14 protein-coding genes are annotated in these 19075 nt (G+C 59.2%); 13 read left to right on the top strand and 1 reads right to left on the bottom strand.

What is annotated here, in order from left to right; genetic code table 11:
* Positions 1 to 119: 119 nt before the first annotated feature.
* Positions 120 to 1136, bottom strand: a complete 1017-nt coding sequence (locus AAAX77_RS07220) for a LacI family DNA-binding transcriptional regulator (protein ID WP_349105540.1) — start codon at positions 1134 to 1136, stop codon at positions 120 to 122.
* 289 nt (positions 1137 to 1425) lie between these two features.
* On the opposite strand from AAAX77_RS07220, the gene AAAX77_RS07215 reads away from it, so the two are divergent.
* From AAAX77_RS07215 to AAAX77_RS07155, 13 genes are all read left to right on the top strand, one after another.
* Positions 1426 to 4434, top strand: a complete 3009-nt coding sequence (locus AAAX77_RS07215) for a glycoside hydrolase family 2 TIM barrel-domain containing protein (RefSeq protein WP_349105539.1) — start codon at positions 1426 to 1428, stop codon at positions 4432 to 4434.
* A gap of 3 nt (positions 4435 to 4437) precedes the next feature.
* The gene (locus AAAX77_RS07210; RefSeq protein WP_035136853.1) at positions 4438 to 4893 is read left to right on the top strand and encodes a hypothetical protein; all 456 of its coding nucleotides are present in this window, start codon (positions 4438 to 4440) and stop codon (positions 4891 to 4893) included.
* Positions 4894 to 5046: 153 nt separating this feature from the next.
* Entirely contained in the window at positions 5047 to 6510 is a 1464-nt protein-coding gene (locus AAAX77_RS07205; protein WP_329738563.1) for an amino acid permease, read from the top strand.
* A gap of 420 nt (positions 6511 to 6930) precedes the next feature.
* On the top strand, positions 6931 to 7179 hold the full coding sequence (locus AAAX77_RS07200; RefSeq protein ID WP_022094361.1) for an HPr family phosphocarrier protein: 249 nt from the start codon (positions 6931 to 6933) through the stop codon (positions 7177 to 7179).
* 232 nt (positions 7180 to 7411) lie between these two features.
* On the top strand, positions 7412 to 7654 hold the full coding sequence (locus AAAX77_RS07195; protein ID WP_022094360.1) for a FeoA family protein: 243 nt from the start codon (positions 7412 to 7414) through the stop codon (positions 7652 to 7654).
* 39 nt (positions 7655 to 7693) lie between these two features.
* The gene (locus tag AAAX77_RS07190; protein ID WP_006234774.1) at positions 7694 to 7915 is read left to right on the top strand and encodes a FeoA family protein; all 222 of its coding nucleotides are present in this window, start codon (positions 7694 to 7696) and stop codon (positions 7913 to 7915) included.
* A gap of 122 nt (positions 7916 to 8037) precedes the next feature.
* On the top strand, positions 8038 to 10365 hold the full coding sequence (locus AAAX77_RS07185) for a ferrous iron transporter B (protein WP_349105538.1): 2328 nt from the start codon (positions 8038 to 8040) through the stop codon (positions 10363 to 10365).
* 205 nt (positions 10366 to 10570) lie between these two features.
* On the top strand, positions 10571 to 10771 hold the full coding sequence (locus tag AAAX77_RS07180) for a hypothetical protein (protein ID WP_035136858.1): 201 nt from the start codon (positions 10571 to 10573) through the stop codon (positions 10769 to 10771).
* Between the two features lie 144 nt (positions 10772 to 10915).
* Positions 10916 to 11995 (top strand): substrate-binding domain-containing protein, encoded by a 1080-nt coding sequence (locus tag AAAX77_RS07175; protein ID WP_347492187.1) that lies wholly within the window; start codon positions 10916 to 10918, stop codon positions 11993 to 11995.
* 460 nt (positions 11996 to 12455) lie between these two features.
* Complete coding sequence (gene uxaC / locus AAAX77_RS07170; RefSeq protein ID WP_196031468.1) at positions 12456 to 13883, top strand: glucuronate isomerase; 1428 nt, start codon at positions 12456 to 12458, stop codon at positions 13881 to 13883.
* Positions 13884 to 13977: 94 nt separating this feature from the next.
* Positions 13978 to 15492 carry a tagaturonate reductase gene (locus tag AAAX77_RS07165; protein WP_006234769.1) on the top strand — a complete coding sequence of 505 codons (1515 nt, stop codon included), beginning with the start codon at positions 13978 to 13980 and terminating at the stop codon, positions 15490 to 15492.
* 81 nt (positions 15493 to 15573) lie between these two features.
* Complete coding sequence (locus tag AAAX77_RS07160; RefSeq protein ID WP_349105535.1) at positions 15574 to 17058, top strand: altronate dehydratase family protein; 1485 nt, start codon at positions 15574 to 15576, stop codon at positions 17056 to 17058.
* 354 nt (positions 17059 to 17412) lie between these two features.
* Entirely contained in the window at positions 17413 to 18972 is a 1560-nt protein-coding gene (locus AAAX77_RS07155; protein WP_117848131.1) for an MFS transporter, read from the top strand.
* Positions 18973 to 19075: the final 103 nt, after the last annotated feature.

The following is a 19075-nucleotide window of genomic DNA, read 5'->3' as shown; positions in this document are numbered from 1 at the left end:
AAATAATGGGGCACAGTTTCCGGTTGAGCTGTCTAACGGAAACTGTGCCCCAGAATGAGCGCTCAAAACGGGGCAGGCTTTCCGCAACAACTGTCTGGCAGAAAGCCTGCCCCAGTTTCTTATAGCGAGTCTCTCTGGATCAGCTGCATGTGCATCACGGAGGTGGTGGGCTCGGCACCCTTGATCATGTCGAGCACAATGTTGGCGGCCATGTGTCCTTCTTCGCGCAGGGGCTGGCGGACGGTCGTGAGCGCGGGGACGCAGCGCGCCGCAATCTCGTGATCGTCGAAGCCGACGACAGAAACGTCCGCAGGAACGGATAGGCCTGCCTCGTTGAGTGCGGTGATGACGCCAGCCGCGATACGGTCCGATCCGCAGAGCACGCCATCGAAAGCGATCTCGCGCGCGAGAATCTGGTGCATGGCCTGATAGCCGTCTCCGCTGTTCCAGCCGGTATAGATAACGTTTGCGTCTGGGAGGTCTTCGCCCAAGACGGCGCGGTAGCCGCGCAGGCGGTCGGCAACAGCGGGGTTGTCTTGCGGTCCCAACACGGCGACGATATCTTTGCGCCCGCGATCCTTTATGGCGAGTGCCGCAAAGCGTCCGCCCTCTTCGTCGTCAGAGTAGACTGTCGAGAACACATCGCGATAGGGGTGGCCCTCGAGCTGGCCGCACAACACGGTGGGTACGCCCAGCTCGCACAGTACCTCGAGCAGCTCGCTGCCCTTGTAGGGGGAGACGTCGATCACGGCGTCGAACGAGCGGCGCTCAAAGTGCTCGCGTGCGCGGTTGCGCTCATGCGTAGAAGACGCCTGCAAGATAACGGGCAGATAGGACGACTCCGACAGTTCCTCGGTAATGCCGCTCAAAAACTCGCTATAGGTGGGGTCGCTGAAGAGTTCACTCAGAGGCTCGGTCACGAGCACGGCGATGATTTCCGTGCGCCCGACAGCGAGCGCTCGGCCACGAGCGTTGGGGACAAAATTGACTTCCTTGGCCGCCGCGCGGACGCGCTTTTTGGTTTCCTCGCTAATGCGGGGCGAATCGTTGAGGGCGCGCGATGCCGTGGAGCGCGACACGCCGGCAGCTGCGGCAACCTCGGCAAGCGTAGGTGCGGTGCGAACTGGTTGTGTCATGGCGTCTCCTGGAAAATGCGGTCGATGTTGTCACTGATACGGGCTAGTGCGGATACAGCTTACTATAGTGCGCCTGAACAGCGTTCATGATATCCGGTGACCGGTGTCGTTTTGCAACCAAGCCGAAATCGAATACGTCTCGTGTGGGTGAGATATCAGCGGGCGTGGAGGTTGCCTACGAGCTTAAGAACGATGTCTTGTGCTGAGTTTCGATACTCAGGGTGACATAAGTGTTGCGATTGTACAACCGGTTGCACAAGAATCACTACGATGATGAAGGAGCATCACCATGGACGCCATTAACGATTGGGAAAACCAAGCGCTCACCCACAGGAACCGCCTGGCACCCCATGCGTACTTTATGGGTTACGAGACCGCCGGTCTCGCTGCAACGTACAGCCGCGAGCTGTCGCGCGGGTTTGTCCAGCTGTCCGGCTCGTGGCAGTTCCGCCTCTTTGAGGGCCCCGCTGCCGTCTCCAACGAGGAACTCTCCACGTACAAGCCCGAGTGGGATCACGTGGAGGTTCCGCACCTGTGGCAGGTGGACGGCTATGGCAACCTTGCCTACACCGACGAGGGTTTCCCGTTCCCGGTTGATCAGCCGTTCGTTCCCTCCGACGACCCCACGGGCGTCTACCAGCGCATCGTCAACCTTCCCGCCGTTCCTGCCGGCGCTCGCGAGATCATTCGCTTCGACGGCATCGAGAGCTATGGCGAGCTGTACGTCAACGGTCAGTATATCGGCATGACCAAGGGTTCGCGCCTGTCTGCCGAGTTCGACGTGACCGACGCGCTCGTCGAGGGCGACAACCTGTTTGCGGTCAAGGTCCTGCAGTACAGCGATGGCAGCTACATCGAGGATCAGGACATGTGGTGGGCCTCGGGCATCTTCCGCGATGTGTACCTTATGCAGCGTCCCGCCGCGCACCTGGTCGACTTTAGGTTCCGCACGCACCGCGAGGGCGATGCCGCTCTGATCACGCTCGATACGGTTGCCGAGGGCGCTTCCCGCGTTGTGTTTACGCTCAGCGATGGCGAGAACGTGGTGGCTACGGGTGAGTGCGTCGACAGCCATGCCGAGTGCAGCGTGACCGATGCCCACTTCTGGAATCCCGAGGACCCCTTCCTCTACGATCTTACGTTTGAGGTCTACGACGACGACAAGGTGAGCGAGTACGTCCCGCATCGCCAGGGTCTTGCCGAGGTGACGGTCGAGGGCAATCATATCTACCTCAACGGCACTTACTTTAAAATGCATGGCGTCAACCGCCACGATCACGACGATCACAAGGGCCGCGCCGTGGGCCTCGATCGCATGCGCCGCGACCTGGAGCTCATGAAGCAGCACAACATCAACGCAGTGCGCACCTCTCACTATGCCAATGACCCGCGCTTCTACGAGCTGTGTGATGAGTATGGCATCATGCTGGTCGCCGAGACCGATATGGAGAGCCACGGCTTCGAGAATATCGGCAACATCGCCCTGGTTACCGACGACCCGGCATGGGAGCCGGCCTACGTCGACCGTATTGAGCGCCTGGTGATGCAGGAGCGCAACCACGCGTGCATCATCATGTGGTCGCTGGGCAACGAGAGCGGCTATGGCTGCAACATCCGCGCGATGTACGCCAAGGCTCACGAGCTCGATGGTCGTCCGGTCCACTACGAGGAGGACCGCAACGCCGATACCGTCGACGTCATTTCCACGATGTACTCCCGTGTGTCGCAGATGAACGACTTTGGTGAGCATCCGTTCCCCAAGCCGCGCATCAATTGCGAGTACGGTCACTCCATGGGCAACGGCCCCGGAGGCCTGTCCGAGTATCAGGAGGTCTTCGATCGCTGGGATTGCATCCAAGGCCAGTTTATCTGGGAATGGTGCGACCACGGTCTGGCTGCTGTGACCGAGGACGGCATTGCCTACGATATGTATGGCGGCGACAACGGCGATTACCCCAACAACAGCAACTTCTGCATCGATGGCATGGTGTTCCCCTGGCAGCAGCCGAGCCCGGGCCTTACCGAGTACGGCCAGGTCATCTGCCCGGTTCGCATGGCTTATGACGCCGAGGCGGGCGAGCTGACTGTCACCAACAAGCGCTGGTTTACCACCCTCGAGGATGTTTGCCTGTCGGCGGAGACCCTGGTGGACGGCGACGTGGCCTGCCGCAAGACGCTCATGCCCGGTGCGGTTGCCCCCGGTGAGTCCGTCCAGCTTCCGCTGGTGATTCACGAGGCCGCGGTAGGCGAGACCCTGCTGACTGTGCGCGCCTACACCATGGCCGCTCACGTCTGGTGCGAGCCGATGTTCCAACTGGGCGCAAACCAGTTTGCCATCGCAAACCATCCGGCGCCGGCCATTGCGGCTCCCACTCGTCCTGAGCTTACGGTCGAGGAGACCGAGCAGGAGATTCGCATTCACTCCCTCAACGGCGAGCTGACCTTCAGCAAGGTAAACGGCACCGTGAGCGAGTGGAAGGCATCCGGCCGTGACGTCATGGCCTCTGGTCCCCAGGTTGGTTTTTGGCATCCGCTCGTCGACAACCACGCCCAGGAGTACGACTCCCTGTGGAAGGACAACTTCATTGATGTAATGCAGACGTCCACCCGCCAGGTTTTTTGGAAGCAGGACGGCAATGCGGTCGTCGTTACCGTGAGCCAACGTATTGCTCCTCCCGTCCGCGCGTTCGGCATGCGCGTCGAGCTTGTCTACACCGTGCTTCCGAGCGGTCGCGTCGACCTCAAGGTTTCCGGCGAGCCCTACGGCGACTATTCGGACATTATCCCGCGCATCGGCATCTCCTTTGAGGTTCCCGGTTGCGATCGTGCCGTCGAGTGGTATGGCCACGGCCCGGGCGAGAACTATCCGGACTCGCTGCGTGCCAACCCGGTCGGTCATTACCGCACTACGGTCGACGACATGTTCACGCCCTACGTTATGCCTCAGGACTGTGCCAACCGCGAGGGTACCCGCTGGGTTGCCCTGCGCTCTAGCCACGGTGATGGCGTGCTGGTGACTCGTCCGGCCGACGCCGCTTCCAACCCGTTCTCGTTCTCGGCATGGCCCTATAGCTGCGAGGCTATTGATAATGCCAAGCACGTCTACGACCTTGTTCCGGGCGACACGGTCACGGTTAACATCAACGACCAGCTGCTCGGCCTTGGCTCGAACTCTTGGGGTTCCGAGGTGCTCGATTCCTATCGCACCCGTTTTGAGAGCTTCAGCTTTGAGGTGTCCCTGCGACCGCTGACGTCTGCCGATTTGGCTCAGGCGCTGGCACCCATTAAGGAGGCATAAGCCATGCATGTCTTTAACTCGCGCGCCGATTTCGACGCTCAGATGAAGTCCGTCAAGAAGTGGATGCGTACCGGCCAGGCGCTCGACGGCGTTTCTGAACTGCAGCACGATGTGGCGTACTCCATCGGCGACTCGCTGGTGTACTGGTGGGTCTATGCCCGCGAGGCCGCAACCGCCGACCTGGTCGGTCACCGTCGCTACCATGCCGTGCTCGCTCCGCTCGACGGCGACCTGACCGTCGAGGTTGCCCCCAAGGCAGGCCTCACCTGCACCCGCGCTTACAGCGATATCGATGATCGCGAGCGCTTTGAGGGGGCGGGGGAGACCGTGACGATTCCCGCCGGCGGCGTTGCCGTCGTCGAAATTGACGAGGCCTACCGTGTCGTGGCCGATGCCGCGGATCCCCGCGTCGTGGTACTGCACGTGACGGTCGAAGGTTATTCCTTCCCCAACAAGTAGTATTCGTCCGCCTGGACGTTTGCTTCGCGCCGTTAAGGGGGATGGCTTTGTTGACTCCCTTTTCCCCATTCCCCTTAGCAGGTGCGCCGTCCGTGTTTGCACTTGCAGCTCGGACGGGTTTAGATGACATTTAATAGATGATTGGGAGGGCTTATGAGCTCTGAAAAACGAGGAACGATTGGTTCGTTCGCTCTGCTGGGCATGACGGTCGCCGCCGTGTTCGGTATCAAGAACATCATCAACAACAACGCGGCCATCGGCTTAGCAGCCGCGCCGTCGTTCTTCTTCGCCACGCTTTTGTACTTTGTCCCCTATACCCTGGTTACCGCCGAGTTCGTCGGCCTTAACAAGGACTCCGAGTCGGGCGTGTACGCATGGGTTAAGACCTCGATGGGTGGTCGCTGGGCGTTCCTGACGGCATTTAGCTACTGGTTCGTTAACCTGTTCTTCTTTGCGTCCGTCCTGCCCAACGTCATCATCTACGCGAGCTACGTGTTCTTTGGTGCCAACGCCGAGCTTTCGCAGCTGTGGATCACCATTATCGAGATCGTTGTCTTTGCTATCGCCACGTGGGTTTCGACCAAGGGCGCTAAGTGGATCGGCTCCATTTCCTCCTTCGGTTCGACCGCGGCTCTCGGCCTGACCGCCGTGTTCATCCTGCTGTCCCTGGCTGCTGCCTTTGGCGGCGTTGAGTTCGCTACGGCTCCTACTCCCGCTAACATGGCTCCCGACATGAGCAACTTCGCAACTGCGTGGGGCTTCTTCGGTACGCTTGCCTGGATCATCCAGGGCGTTGGCGGCGCTGAGTCTGTCGGCGTGTTCCTTAACGACCTTAAGGGTGGCGTCAAGGCCTTCGTGCGCACCGTCGTTATCGCCGGCCTGACCATCGGCCTTCTGTATGCAGGCGCTTCGCTGCTGGTTAACCTGTTCATCCCCGAGGGCGGCGTTGCCATCTCCACCGGTATCTTCGACGTATTCGGCGCTGTCTTTGCCCACTTTGGCATTCCCATGGAAGTGTCTACGCGCGCCATCGGCTTGATCCTTCTCGCCGCCACGCTGGGCTCCCTCATGATGTGGACCTCCGCTCCCATCAAGGTCTTCTTCACCGAGATCCCCAAGGGCGTCTTTGGTAGCAAGATCGTCGAGCTCAACGAGCATGGCATTCCTGCCCGCGCTGCTTGGCTGCAGTTCGCCATCGTCGTCCCCATCCTGATCATCCCGGCCCTGGGCTCCGGCAACCTCGACGACCTGCTCATGATCGTCACCAACATGACGGCTGCCACCGCTCTGCTCCCGCCGCTGCTGATTCTGCTTGCCTACTTTATGCTGCGCAAGAACTTCGACGCCGCTCCCCGTGACTTCCGCATGGGCTCGCGCAGCTTTGGCCTGGTCGTTGCCGCATTCCTGCTTGTGGTCTTCTGCTTCGTGCTTATCTGCGGCACCATTCCGCTCGATCAGCCGCTGTGGCTGACGCTGGTCTACAACGTTGGCGGTGTGGTTGTCTTCCTGGGCCTTGCCGTGATGTGGTACAACCGCTATATCAACCGTCTGCGCGAGACCGATCCCGAGGCTGCCGAGAGCGAGCTGCGTCCGTCTGTTCTCGACATGATGGAGTAGAAGCTGGGATTTATTCACAGCTGAGGAACAACTTGATTCCCTTTCCTAAGGAGGGGCCCTTCGGGCCCCTCCTTTTGTGTTTTGAGACATGTTTTGGACCCTGTGGTCAAAAAATGCCAAATATGAGTACTGTTGCAAAAGAAGTGCCATATTTTTCGGCCTGCTCTGAGCGAAAATGGGCTCAAAATCGATTTATCTAACTCCCTTTAAAGGGCGTTTGACGGCTTTCAACCTCTTCGAATCGCTCAAATTAGGCAATTTGCTCTCGATTTTGCTGCTACTAAATTGGTGACAGTACTCATATTTGCCACTTTTTGACCACGAGGTGTTCAGAGGAGCTCTCGAGAAGCATCTAACGGTACAATAGCTACCACGTGGCTGGGTTTTGCCGGCCGAATGTGCGATGTCGTGGGAGGGGACATGGTCGAGTTTACAAAGACGATTAAAGATCCGTTGGGATTACATGCCCGCCCGGTTGCGCTGCTCTATGACATCATTGCCAAGCATCGTAGCGACGTGTCAGTCAGCATCGGCGATCGCCACACGGATGGCCGCGATGTCATGGGACTCATGGCTCTCTACGGCGAGTGCGGCGAGGACATCATCTTTCGCGTTTCGGGCGTAGATGAGGCCTCCTGCGTTACGTCGATCAGAAACCTCTCGCTCTAATCTCAACAATGTGACAAAGGGGCAGTCCCCTCTGTTGCATCAATTGGTGTGGCAAGGCGCCGCAAAGAGACAGTCTTTGCGGCGCCTTTGTTTCGTATAGGAAACTTTTTCGAAATCTGAATGCGGACCCTTTCCAAAAAGTTAACCACGTGTTAGTTTACTATAACGAACATAGGCGTGGTTAACTTTTACCGTGTCGATGTTAAGGACGAACTGACGTTAGGAGCCACTCATGTCTTGCGGACCGCAGATGCCGGCCATGCCGCTTTCGATGGTAAAAGCGGGCGAAACCGTGCGCGTGTCCCGTGTAAAGGGCAATGAGGACATGAAACACCACCTCAAGGACCTCGGCTTTGTCGAGGGCAACGAAATCCACGTGGTGAGCTCGAGTGGCGCCAATATTATCGTCACCGTGCTGGGCGCACGCTTTGGTATCGATTCCAAGGTTGCTATGCACATCATGACCGTCGGTTAGTCTGCAGCATTTCATAAAAACCGAAAGGGGGACAAGAGGATGAAGACGTTGGGTGACGTTAAGGTGGGCGAGAGCTCTACCATCGTCAAGCTTCACGGTGAGGGTGCGCTTCGCCGCCACCTTATGGACCTGGGGCTCATCAAGGGCACTTCGTTCAAGGTCGTAAAGGTTGCACCGCTCGGTGATCCGGTCGAGATCAACGTGCGCGGCTACGAGCTTTCCATCCGCAAGGAGGAGGCCGCCGTCGTCGAGGTCCAGTAAGGACTCGCGGCGCATATTTCTGCAGATAAAGTTAGGTATTTCTAACTTAATGCTGCAATTTTAAGCACATTATCCAGCCTGCGCGGAGAAAGCAGCACAGGCACACAAGGAAGAAGGATTGAATGGCGGATTCTCAGATCCATGTCGCGCTGGCGGGTAACCCCAACTGCGGCAAGACCACGCTTTTCAACCTGATCACCGGCGCCAACGGCTACGTTGGCAACTGGCCCGGCGTCACGGTTGAGAAAAAGGAAGCCAAGCTCCTAAGCGACAAGAACGTTACCATCACGGACCTCCCTGGCATCTACTCGCTTTCCCCCTACAGCCCCGAGGAGCAATGCTCGCGCGATTACCTCATGAGCGGCGAGCCCGATGTGGTCGTCCAGGTTGTCGACGCCACCAACCTCGAGCGCAACCTGTACCTGGCGCTTCAGGTTATCGAGACCGGCCTGCCCGTGGTCGTTGCCCTCAACATGGCCGACCTGGTCGAGAAGAACGGCGATAAGATCGACACGGACAAGCTCTCCAAGAAGCTCGGCTGCCCGGTCATGATGATCTCGGCTCTTAAGAACAAGGGCATCAAGGAGCTCTTCGAGCAGGTCAAGAAGTCCGCTGCTTCTAAGGGCCAGGTGCCGGAGCACAAGTTCGATTCCTCCATCGAGGACGTTCTGGACCACATCGAGAACAATCTGCCGGCAAGCGTTCCCGCCAAAAAGCGTCGCTACTACGCCGTCAAGCTGTTCGAGCGTGATGCAGACGCCTGCAAACTCATCAACCTCACCAAGGAGAAGGCCACTCGCGTGGAGGAGCTGGTCGCCCAGTGCGAGCAGGACTGCGACGACGATGCCGAGTCCATCATCACCGGTGAGCGCTATGGCGTCATCGCGCACATCATCGATGAGTGCCTCACCAAGGCCCCGGCCAAGATGAGCACCTCCGAGAAGATCGACCGTGTGGTTACCAACCGTATCCTGGGCCTGCCGATCTTTGTGGTCATCATGTTCTGCGTGTACTACATCGCCGTTTCCACCCTGGGCGGCACGGTGACCGACTTCACCAACGACCAGCTCTTCGGCACCGACGGCTGGTATGTGCTCGGCCAGGGCCGCGACGCCTACGACGCAGCTGTCGAGGCTGCGGGCGACAATGCCGACTCGGTCGACCCGGCACAGTACGGTCCCTATGTCCCGGGTATCACCACCGCGGTGCATAACGCTCTTGTGGCGGGTGGCACCGAGGACGGCGGTCTTGTCGATTCGCTGGTCTGCGACGGTATCGTGGCCGGCATCGGCGCCATCATGGGCTTTGTCCCGCAGATGTTCTTGCTGTTCGTGATGCTGTCCTTCCTGGAGGACTGCGGCTACATGGCCCGTGTCGCCTTCATCATGGACCGCGTGTTCCGCCGCTTTGGCCTGTCCGGTAAGTCCTTTATCCCCATGCTCGTGACCTCGGGCTGCGGCGTTCCCGGCGTCATGGCCACCAAGACCATCGAGAACGAGAAGGACCGCCGCATGACGGTCATGACCACCACGTTTATTCCCTGTGGCGCCAAGCTGCCGATCATCGCCCTGCTCATGGGTTCCATCATCGGCGATTCTTCCACCACCGCCGCGTGGATCAGCCCGCTCTTCTACTTCCTGGGCGTCTTTGCCGTCGTCGCCTCGGGCCTCATGCTCAAAAAGACCAAGCTCTTCGCCGGTCGCCCGACGCCGTTCGTTATGGAGCTTCCTGCCTACCACTTCCCGGCGATCCGCTCTTGGGCGCTGCACGTGTGGGAGCGCTGCTGGGCCTTTATCAAGAAGGCCGGCACGGTCATCTTCGCGTCCACTGTCGTGGTTTGGTTCCTGTCCAACTTTGGTAGCTACAATGGTTCCTTTGGCTACCTGCCCGCGATGGACGGCATCTCCGAGGAGTTCATGGACTACTCCGTGCTTGCCATGCTCGGCAACCTGGTCTCCTGGATCTTCGCCCCGCTTGGCTTTAGCACCTGGCAGGCAACAGCGCTGTCCGTCTCGGGCCTTGTCGCCAAGGAGAACGTCGTCGCCACCGCCGGCTCGCTGCTGTCCGTTGCCGACGCGGGCGAGACCGACCCGAGCCTGTGGACCGCGTTTGCCGGCATGTTCCCCACCATGGGCGCTTGCGTCGCCTTTGGCGCGTTCAACCTGCTGTGCGCTCCGTGCTTTGCCGCCATGGGTGCCATCCGCAACCAGATGGATTCCGGCAAGTGGACCGCGATTGCCCTCGGCTACGAGTGCGCCTTCGCTTGGGTGATCGGCCTGTTCATCAACCAGTTCTATAACCTGCTTGTCCTTGGGCAGTTTGGCTTCTGGACGGTTGTGGCTATCGTGCTGCTGGTCGCGATGCTCTTCCAGATTTTCCGTCCTATGCCCAAGCACGCTTGGACCGACGAGGACGAGACCAACACTGCTTCCGCTGCAGTTTCCGCTTAAGTCAGAATAAGGATTAACCCCTTTCCACGAGCCCGGGTGTCTCAGTGACACTCGGGCTTTTTGACGCAATGGGGGGACAGATTGCTTTGCTCCAGAAGTAAGATGTGGCGTTTCCGCAGATAAAACTGACCAAATTAAACCTGTCCCTATTCGGTAGGTGGAGAATGGAGTAAAGTAAGTGATGGTTAACTAGAGGAGGCTTGCTATGGCACCTATCGATATTGTTGTACTGGCTGTTATCGGTATTGCGTTTGTCGCGGTATGCGTGCGCATCTACCGCAAGGGCACCTGCGCTGACTGCGCTCAGGGTGGCGTTTGCACGGGGCATTGCTCCAACAAAAAGACGTGCGCCGCACTTAAGGGCGTGGACAAAATCGCCGAAGACTTGGGCCGCGGTATCAAATAAGGTCCGGACATCCAAGCGCTCCGCGGGCATCCGTTCGCGGGGCGCTTTGTGCATTTGAGGGAGAGCACGGCGAGTCGAAGAGTATTTTTGGGGTATCGTTAACTGGACTATTAATTGGCAACTTATCTATAACGGAGTAACCGCATGAGCGCTCGCGTAACCATGAAGGACATAGCCGCCGAGCTTGGCGTTTCCATCAATACCGTGCACAAGGCTCTGACGGGAAAGGCCGGCGTGAGCGAATCCGTGCGCGCCAAGGTGAACGCTAAGGCCGAGGCCATGGGCTATCACCGCAACACAAGTGCCTCAAGCCTGCGCCGCAAGGATATCAATCTGGTGTTTTGCCTGCCCCGCGCATCGCGCGAGGGAGCGTACTTTTTCCGTTACCTGTGGGAAGGCTGCAATCGCTTTGAACAGGAGGTCATCGACCGGGGCATTACGGTTGAGCGCGTTGAATTTGGCGTGGGCGGCTACGCTGATGCACTCGAGCAAATCGACGAGCGTCTGCAGGTGGGCGAGAAGATTGATGGCTTGCTCGCCTATGCGCCGGGCGACGATCGTGCGACTGAGCTTTTGGGGCAGATCGCCGAGGCGGGCGTGACGATTGAGCTTGTCGACGGCGACCGTCCGCATTTGAATCGTTTGGGTGCGAGCTTGGCCGATTATTCGACGGCAGGCAGCCTTATGGCCGAGCAGGCGGCAAACCTGGTCCATGCTTCTGGGGCCGACGCCCGCGTGCTCCTTTTGACAGGCGACCCATATACCGATTCGCACTATCTAACCGCCCGCGCCTTCCACAATTACCTGCGCGAACGAGATATTCCATGGCAGGTCGAGGACCTTGCCGGTGCCCATGCGCAAGTCAAACAGCTCAAGCATGAGCTCGAAAAGCGCTTGAGTGCGCCGGACGCCCCTGAGCTCATTTGTAGCGTTTTTGCCGTTGGTTCCGAAGTGGTTGCCGACGCGCTCGTCTCGACCGGCAAGGCCGGTCAGGTCATGGTGATCGGCAACGACCTGTTTCCCGAAAGTGCTCTGGCCTTGCGCCGCGGTATCTTTACCAATATTGTCTATAAGGACCCGACGAGCCTGGCGTATCGCGGCGCTAAGACGCTGGGCGATTATCTGCTGTGGGGAAGGACCCCGACGGTGCCCGTCCAGAAGGGCGCCGTCGAGATGGTATTTGCCAGCAATGTCGATCGCTACTGCGAACTTGCGGGTATTTAGCCGATTGAGCAGGTACCCCCTCTTGCGACGTGCATTTTTGGGAGTATTCAGCATCGGCATGCCCTGAATGAGGTGCAGAACGACTGTTTTAAGTGCCCCCGATGGCGCAATTTGCCATCGGGGGCACTTTTTATGCCGATCGGGCGCTATCTGCGTTCCAAATAGGACGCTGAGGATGGCGCACGGCGCGCTCCAATGCTGAATACTCCCAAAAATGTACGTCGGGACATGACCCACCTGAGCAAAAGCGCTCAAGTTTGGTGATCGGGGACGCCAACCAGTCCGCAATACATGCAAGTCACATCTCCAGCAACCGTTGAACGGGCAAAATCTACCGTTCACCCCGTGGTTGTTAGGTGAACGTTCACCTTTTGAGGTGCAATAGATTAGTATAGTGAACGTTCACCTAAAGGATAACGAGCGCGCCGTGCGCCCGCGTTGCCAGCAAAGGGGCTGTTTGATGAAAAACTTTATGGACGATCAGGATTTCCTGCTGAGCACTAAGACCGGCGAGGAGCTATTCCACAACTTTGCCGAGGGCATGCCCATCGTCGACTACCACTGCCACATTTCTCCTAAGGAGATTTGGGAGGACAAGCGTTTCGAGAACATCACCGAGGTTTGGCTGGGCGGCGACCACTACAAGTGGCGCCTGATGCGTGCCAACGGCGTCGACGAGCGTTTTATCACTGGCGACGCCCCTGCTCGCGAGAAGTTCCAAAAGTGGGCCGAGACCCTGGGTCGCTGCGTTGGCAACCCCGTCTTTGAGTGGAGCCACCTGGAGCTTAAGCGCTACTTTGGCTACGAGGGCGTCCTCAACGGCAAGACTGCCCAGGAGGTCTGGGACCTTGCCAACGCCAAGCTCGCTGAGGCTAGCTTTACCTGCCGCAACCTGATCAAGCAGTCCAACGTCCGCATGATCTGCACTACCGACGACCCCGCCGACAGCTTTGAGTGGCACAAGAAGATTGCCGCCGACGACAGCTTTGACGTTCAGGTCGTTCCCGCCATGCGCCCCGATGCCGCTTTGCGCATCGAGCGCGGCCAGGAGTTTGCCGACTACTGCAAGCACCTTTCCGAGGTTGCCGGCGTTGAGGTCAGCGACTTTGAGGGCATGAAGGCTGCCATTTCCAAGCGCTACGACGTTGCTCACGAGCTGGGCTGCCGCGCCTCCGACCACGCACTCGACTACGTTATGTACGTCCCGGCTACCGCCGACGAGATCGAGGCTATCTTTGCCAAGGGTCTGGCTGCCGAGCCGCTTACCGAGGAAGAGGTCCTCAAGTACAAGACTGCCTTTATGCAGTTCGTTGCCGGCGAGTATGTCCGTCTGGGCTGGGCCATGCAACTGCACTTTGGCTGCAAGCGCGACAACAACCGCGCCATGTTCGCCAAACTCGGTCCCGACACCGGCTACGACTGCATCTCCAACTACACGCCGTCCGACCAGCTCGCCGATTTCCTCAACTCCATCCAGGAGACCTGCGGCCTGCCCAAGACCATCCTGTACAGCCTGAACCCCATCGATAACACCATGATCGATACCGTCATGGGTTGCTTCCAGGAGGCTCCGACTGCCGGTAAGATCCAGAACGGCTCCGCCTGGTGGTTCAACGACAACGAGGTCGGCATGCGCGAGCAGCTTACGGCTCTGGCTAACGAGGGCGTGCTGGGCAACTTTGTGGGCATGCTTACCGACTCCCGCTCTTTCCTGTCCTATCCGCGCCACGAGTACTTCCGTCGCGTGCTGTGCAGCGTGATCGGCGAGTGGGTCGAGCAGGGCAAGTACCCGGCCGACATGGAGCTGCTGGGCAGTATCGTGCGCGACATCAGCTACAACAATGCGGTCCGCTACTTTGGCTTTGACCTGGACACCGACGAGGCCTAAGCCCGCATCGAATCACATCGAACCCTGGGCGCCGTTGCCACACGCGGAGCCCCGTTTTGCTTGCACGCTAACAAACATCTAAGGAGACACATAGATGGAGAACATCAGCTACGATGCGCTCGAGAAGATCGGCTACAAGGGCTATTTGCTGCCCAAGGATGCTCCCGAGAAGGTTTTGCAGTTTGGCGAGGGCAATTTCCTGCGCGCCTTCGTCGACCGCTTCTTTGACATGGGCAACGAGGCCACCGGCTGGAACGGCAAGGTCGTCATGGTGCAGCCCATCAGCGGTGCCTTTGGCTTTGCCGACGGTATCAATGCCCAGGACGATCTGTACACCGTGCTGGTGCGCGGCAAGGAGAACGGCAACACGGTTGACGAGTCCCGCGTGATCAGCGCCTGCAGCCGCTGCCTTAACCCGTATCGTGAGGACGACTACCGCGCCATGATGGAGGTCGCTGTCTCCGACGACCTAGAGATCATCGTCTCCAACACCACCGAGGCCGGTATCGCCTATGACCCGTCCTGCAAGGCCGACGACATGCCACCCGCGAGCTTCCCCGCCAAGCTTGCCCAGGTGCTCCACACCCGCTGGGCTGCCGGTAAGCCGGGCGTCATCGTCCTCGCCTGCGAGCTCATCGATCACAACGGCGAGGAGTTGCTGCGCATCATGAACCAGTATGTGAGCGACTGGGGCTGGGAGGACGAGTTTGCGCAGTGGATGGCCAACGACTGCACCGTCTGCACCACGCTCGTCGACACCATCGTACCGGGCCGTATCCGCGACGCATCCGAGGCCGCGGCGGTTGCCGAGCGTCTGGGCTACGAGGATCCCTTCCTGGCCGTGCGCGAGCCCTTCCAGATGTGGGGCATCCAGGGCGACGAGTCGCTTGCCGAGAAGCTTCCCTTTGTGAAGGCTGGTCTTCCGGGTGTCTTTGTGACTCCCGACGTCACCCCGTACAAAAAGCGCAAGGTCCGCATCCTCAACGGTGCCCATACCGCCTTCGTTCCGGGTTCCTGGGTTGCCGGCTTTGATATCGTGCGCGACTGCATGCATGACGAGACCATTCGCGGCTTCATGAACACCATGCTCTACGACGAGGTCATTCCGACGCTTGCCGCCGACTTGGATGTCGAGGACTGCAAGGCCTTTGCCGCCGCCGTCGAAAACCGCTTCGACAACCCGTTTATTGATCATGCGCTGCTCTCCATCTGCCTCAACTCCACGGCTAAGTGGCGCGCTCGCGACCTGCCCACGCTCAAGGACTACGTTGCCGAGACCGGCAACCTGCCCAAGTGCCTGGCGACGAGCCTCGCTACGCTCATCTCCTTCTACACGCAGGAGCTCGTGTCCCGCGAGGGCGACGGCCTGCACCTGCGTCGCTCCGACGGCACCGAGTACACCGCTCAGGACGACGCCTTCGTACTCGATTTCTACGCCGCCCACGCCGGTGCCGACGATGCCCAGCTGGTGCACGACGTGCTCACCAACGAGCAGATGTGGGGCGAGGACCTTACGCAGATCGCCGGTCTTGAGGAGTTTGTCGTCAGTGCGCTCGCCGTCGTGCGCACCGAGGGTGCCAAGCAGGCCTTCGCCAACGCTCAGGCGTAAATTTCCGGCGCAGACGCGGGCGCGGGACGGCGTGCCCGCGTCTCGACTTCTGCTCAACCTGTAGGGTTAGGACCATTTGCAATGAACACTATCCAGATCAATCCGGCCGACAACGTGATCGTCGCGCTGTCGCCGCTTGCCAAGGGCACCGCCGTCGCGGTTCCCGGGGTGGGCGAGGTCGTGGCCGCGGAGGATATTCCGCAAGGCCACAAGATGGCGGTGCGCTCGATTGCCGCCGGCGAGGACGTCATTAAGTACGGCCTTCCTATCGGACACGTGACGGGCGATGTCCAGCCCGGTCAGTGGCTCCACACGCACAATGTGAAGACCAACCTTTCGGGCGAGGTCGAGTACACCTACAACCCCACGCATCCGGTCGTTGAGTCGGTTGAGCCCGAGACCTTTATGGGGTTCCGCCGCGCCGACGGTCGTGCCGCGACGCGCAACGAGCTGTGGATCATCCCCACGGTCGGCTGTGTCAACGAAGTCGCCCGTGCCATGTGCGAGCAGGCCCAGGATCTGGTCGATGGCTCGCTGGAGGGCGTCTACTACTTCCCGCATCCGTTCGGTTGCTCGCAGACCGGCGCCGACCATGTCCAGACGCGTCGTCTGCTGGTGGCGCTCTCGCGTCACCCTAATGCGGCCGGCGTGCTGTTCCTGTCGCTCGGTTGCGAGAACTGCACACACCAGCAGGTGCTCGACGAGCTCGGTGACTTCGATCACGAGCGCGTTCGCTTTCTCACCTGCCAGGATGTAGCCGACGAGCAAATCGAGGGCCACAAGATTCTGGCCGAGCTGGCAGACCTGGCAAAGCAGTCCAAGCGCGAGCCCATTCCGGCCTCCGAGCTGGTCATTGGTCTTAAGTGTGGCGGCTCCGACGGTCTTTCGGGCATTACCGCCAACCCCACGATCGGTCGCGTGAGCGATATGGTCGTCGCCCGTGGCGGCACGTCGGTGCTTACCGAGGTGCCCGAGATGTTTGGCGCGGAGAGCATCCTGCTCGACCGTTGCGAGAACGAGCAGGTCTTTAACGCTGCCTCCGACATGCTCAATGGATTTAAGGACTACTTTATTAGCCACGGCGAGGTCGTTTATGAGAACCCGAGTCCCGGCAACAAGGACGGCGGTATTGCCACGCTCGAGGACAAGAGCTGCGGCTGCGTGCAAAAGGGCGGATCTGCCCCCATCGTCGACGTGCTGCCGTATGCCGGCCAGGCAAATAAACACGGCCTGAACATGCTGTGCGGTCCGGGCAACGACATGGTATCCACCACGGCGTTGACGGCTGCCGGCTGCCACGTGATTCTGTTCTCGACCGGCCGCGGCACACCGTTTGGCGCGCCGGCGCCTACCCTCAAGGTGTTCACCAATCAGCGTTTGTGCGACCACAAGGCCAACTGGATGGACTTTAACGCTGGCGTGATTGCCACGGGTGAGCGCACGCTCGACGAGGCTGCCCACGATCTGTACCAGCTGGTGCTGGAGACGGCGAGCGGTAAGCTCACGAGTGCTGAGCGCCGTGGCTGTCACGAGATCAGTATCTGGAAGGACGGCGTCTGCCTGTAGTGGCAAATGCGCCCAAGCATAGCGCGATGTCATCGGCCCCGTCGGGAGTGTTCTCGGCGGGGCTTTTTCGTTTCGTGGTTAAGTGAATATGTGGAAAATCTGATAAACGTTCACCTATCTCATGGCTGTCCAGCATGGCACCTTTACCAGCAGAAAATAGGTGTGAGGATCTCAATTGTGTCCGTTCAGCGGTAAAAATCGACCGTTCGAGGATAATATGCAAGTGAACGTTCACCTTTCGTAAGGAATCGCGCATAATCTAACTAAACGTTCACCCTGAACGCTGGGCAGACAGATGTCAGTGTGGACTCCAATGTCTTGCTGCAAGACAATCGAGAAAAGAGAGGGAGCTCGATGACTAATAAGATCGGAAAAAAGCGTAAGATCACATTCTGGACGCGCTTGGGCTTTGGTATGGGCGGTATGCTCAATTCCGGTGCCCTGACCTTTACGCACAGCTACATGGTGCTGTTCCTGTCCACGGAGTGTGGCCTGTCCGCAGGCGAGGCTGCACTGATCAGCTCGTTTGCCATCTATGTCAACGCCATTCTTTGCCCGCTGATGGGCTTTGTGGCCGATAACTTCTATGCCACCAAGATTGGCCGCATCTTTGGTCGTCGTCGTTTCTGGATCTTGCTGGCCATCCCGATGATGATCGCCGAGCCGCTCATCTTCGTGGCTACGCCGTTTGGCTTCCCGTACTACTTTGTGCTGTACCTGATCTACAACGTCGCGTACACGTTCTGCACCGCCAACCTGTCGCCGCTTACCATCGAGATGACCGACGACTTTAAGGAGCGTACGTACCTCACCGGCTACAAGCATCTCTTTGGTAACGCCGCCGGCTTCCTGATGGCTGCACTTGTGGGCTTCGGCTTTGGCACCTTCGGCGAGACCAACCCGTTCAGCTACTTCATCATCGCTACGGTCAACGCTTCGGTCATGGCAATCTCGCTGCTTTGTGTGTACCTGTCCACGTGGGAGCACACCCCCGAGGAGGTCGCTCAGGAGAAGATCGAGAGCGTCGGCGAGGGTATCAAGAAGTTCTTTGTGGACGTTATCTCCACCTTCCGCAACAAGTCCTTCCGCAAGGTCCTGTACGCACAGGTCTCCACGAAGCTCGCTGCTGCCTGCTGGTCTGCCTGCCTGTCCTTCTTCATCGTCTACTGCCTGCAGATTCCTAAGTCCTACGAGTCCGTGATGGAGATGCCTGGCAAGGTCGTCGCTATCGTCTGCACCGCCATCTGGGTCGCCCTCATGGCCAAGAAGGGCTTCCACAAGTCTTGGTACCTCGCAAATGTCGGTTGCGCTGCGTGCATCATTGCCTACAACTACTTCGCCTTTGGTCAGATCAACGGCACCTCCACGGTCGCCATCGCCATGATCGCCTACCCCATCATCTTCGCCATCTGGAAGTTCTTCTACGTCGGCTTCCAGTACCTGCCCGATGTTCTGCTCAACTACATCCCCGATGTCGATGAGCTCATCACCCTGCGTCGTCGCGAGGGCATCTACAGCTCCGCGCAGCAGCTCTGCCAGCAGATCGCCCAGGCTATCGCCGTCAACGTGTGGGCTATCGTCCTTGCTGCCTCCGGCTTCATTCAGACCGCCGGCAATAGCGACGCCGTGACCCAGCCCGCTACCGTGCCTCTGTATATCTGCGGCTACATGATCATCGGCTGCGCCGGCTTCTTCCTGCTTGCGGCCGTCCTTGCCCGCGGCATCAAGATCGACAAGGAGCAGTGCGACGTCCTTTGCGACGAGATTCACCGAGTCAAGGAGGGTGGCAAGATGGCCGACGTCAAGCCCGAGGTCAAGGCGCTTTGCGAGGAGCTCTCCGGCTTTAAGTACGAGGACTGCTTTGCCCACAACAACGTTGGCTTCCAGGACGGTAGCGTAACTCCCGCCGAGTAAGGCCGACATATCGTCCAAATCACAGGGCCGTGCCACCGGAATTCCGCCGGCAGGTACGGCCCTTTTTTAACAGCGTACAATTTGCCTTTAGAGCATCTTTTTG

The organism is Collinsella sp. CLA-ER-H6, from assembly GCF_040092305.1.
In the GTDB taxonomy this organism is placed as follows: domain Bacteria; phylum Actinomycetota; class Coriobacteriia; order Coriobacteriales; family Coriobacteriaceae; genus Collinsella.
This window is presented reverse-complemented; position numbering and strand designations above follow the sequence as displayed.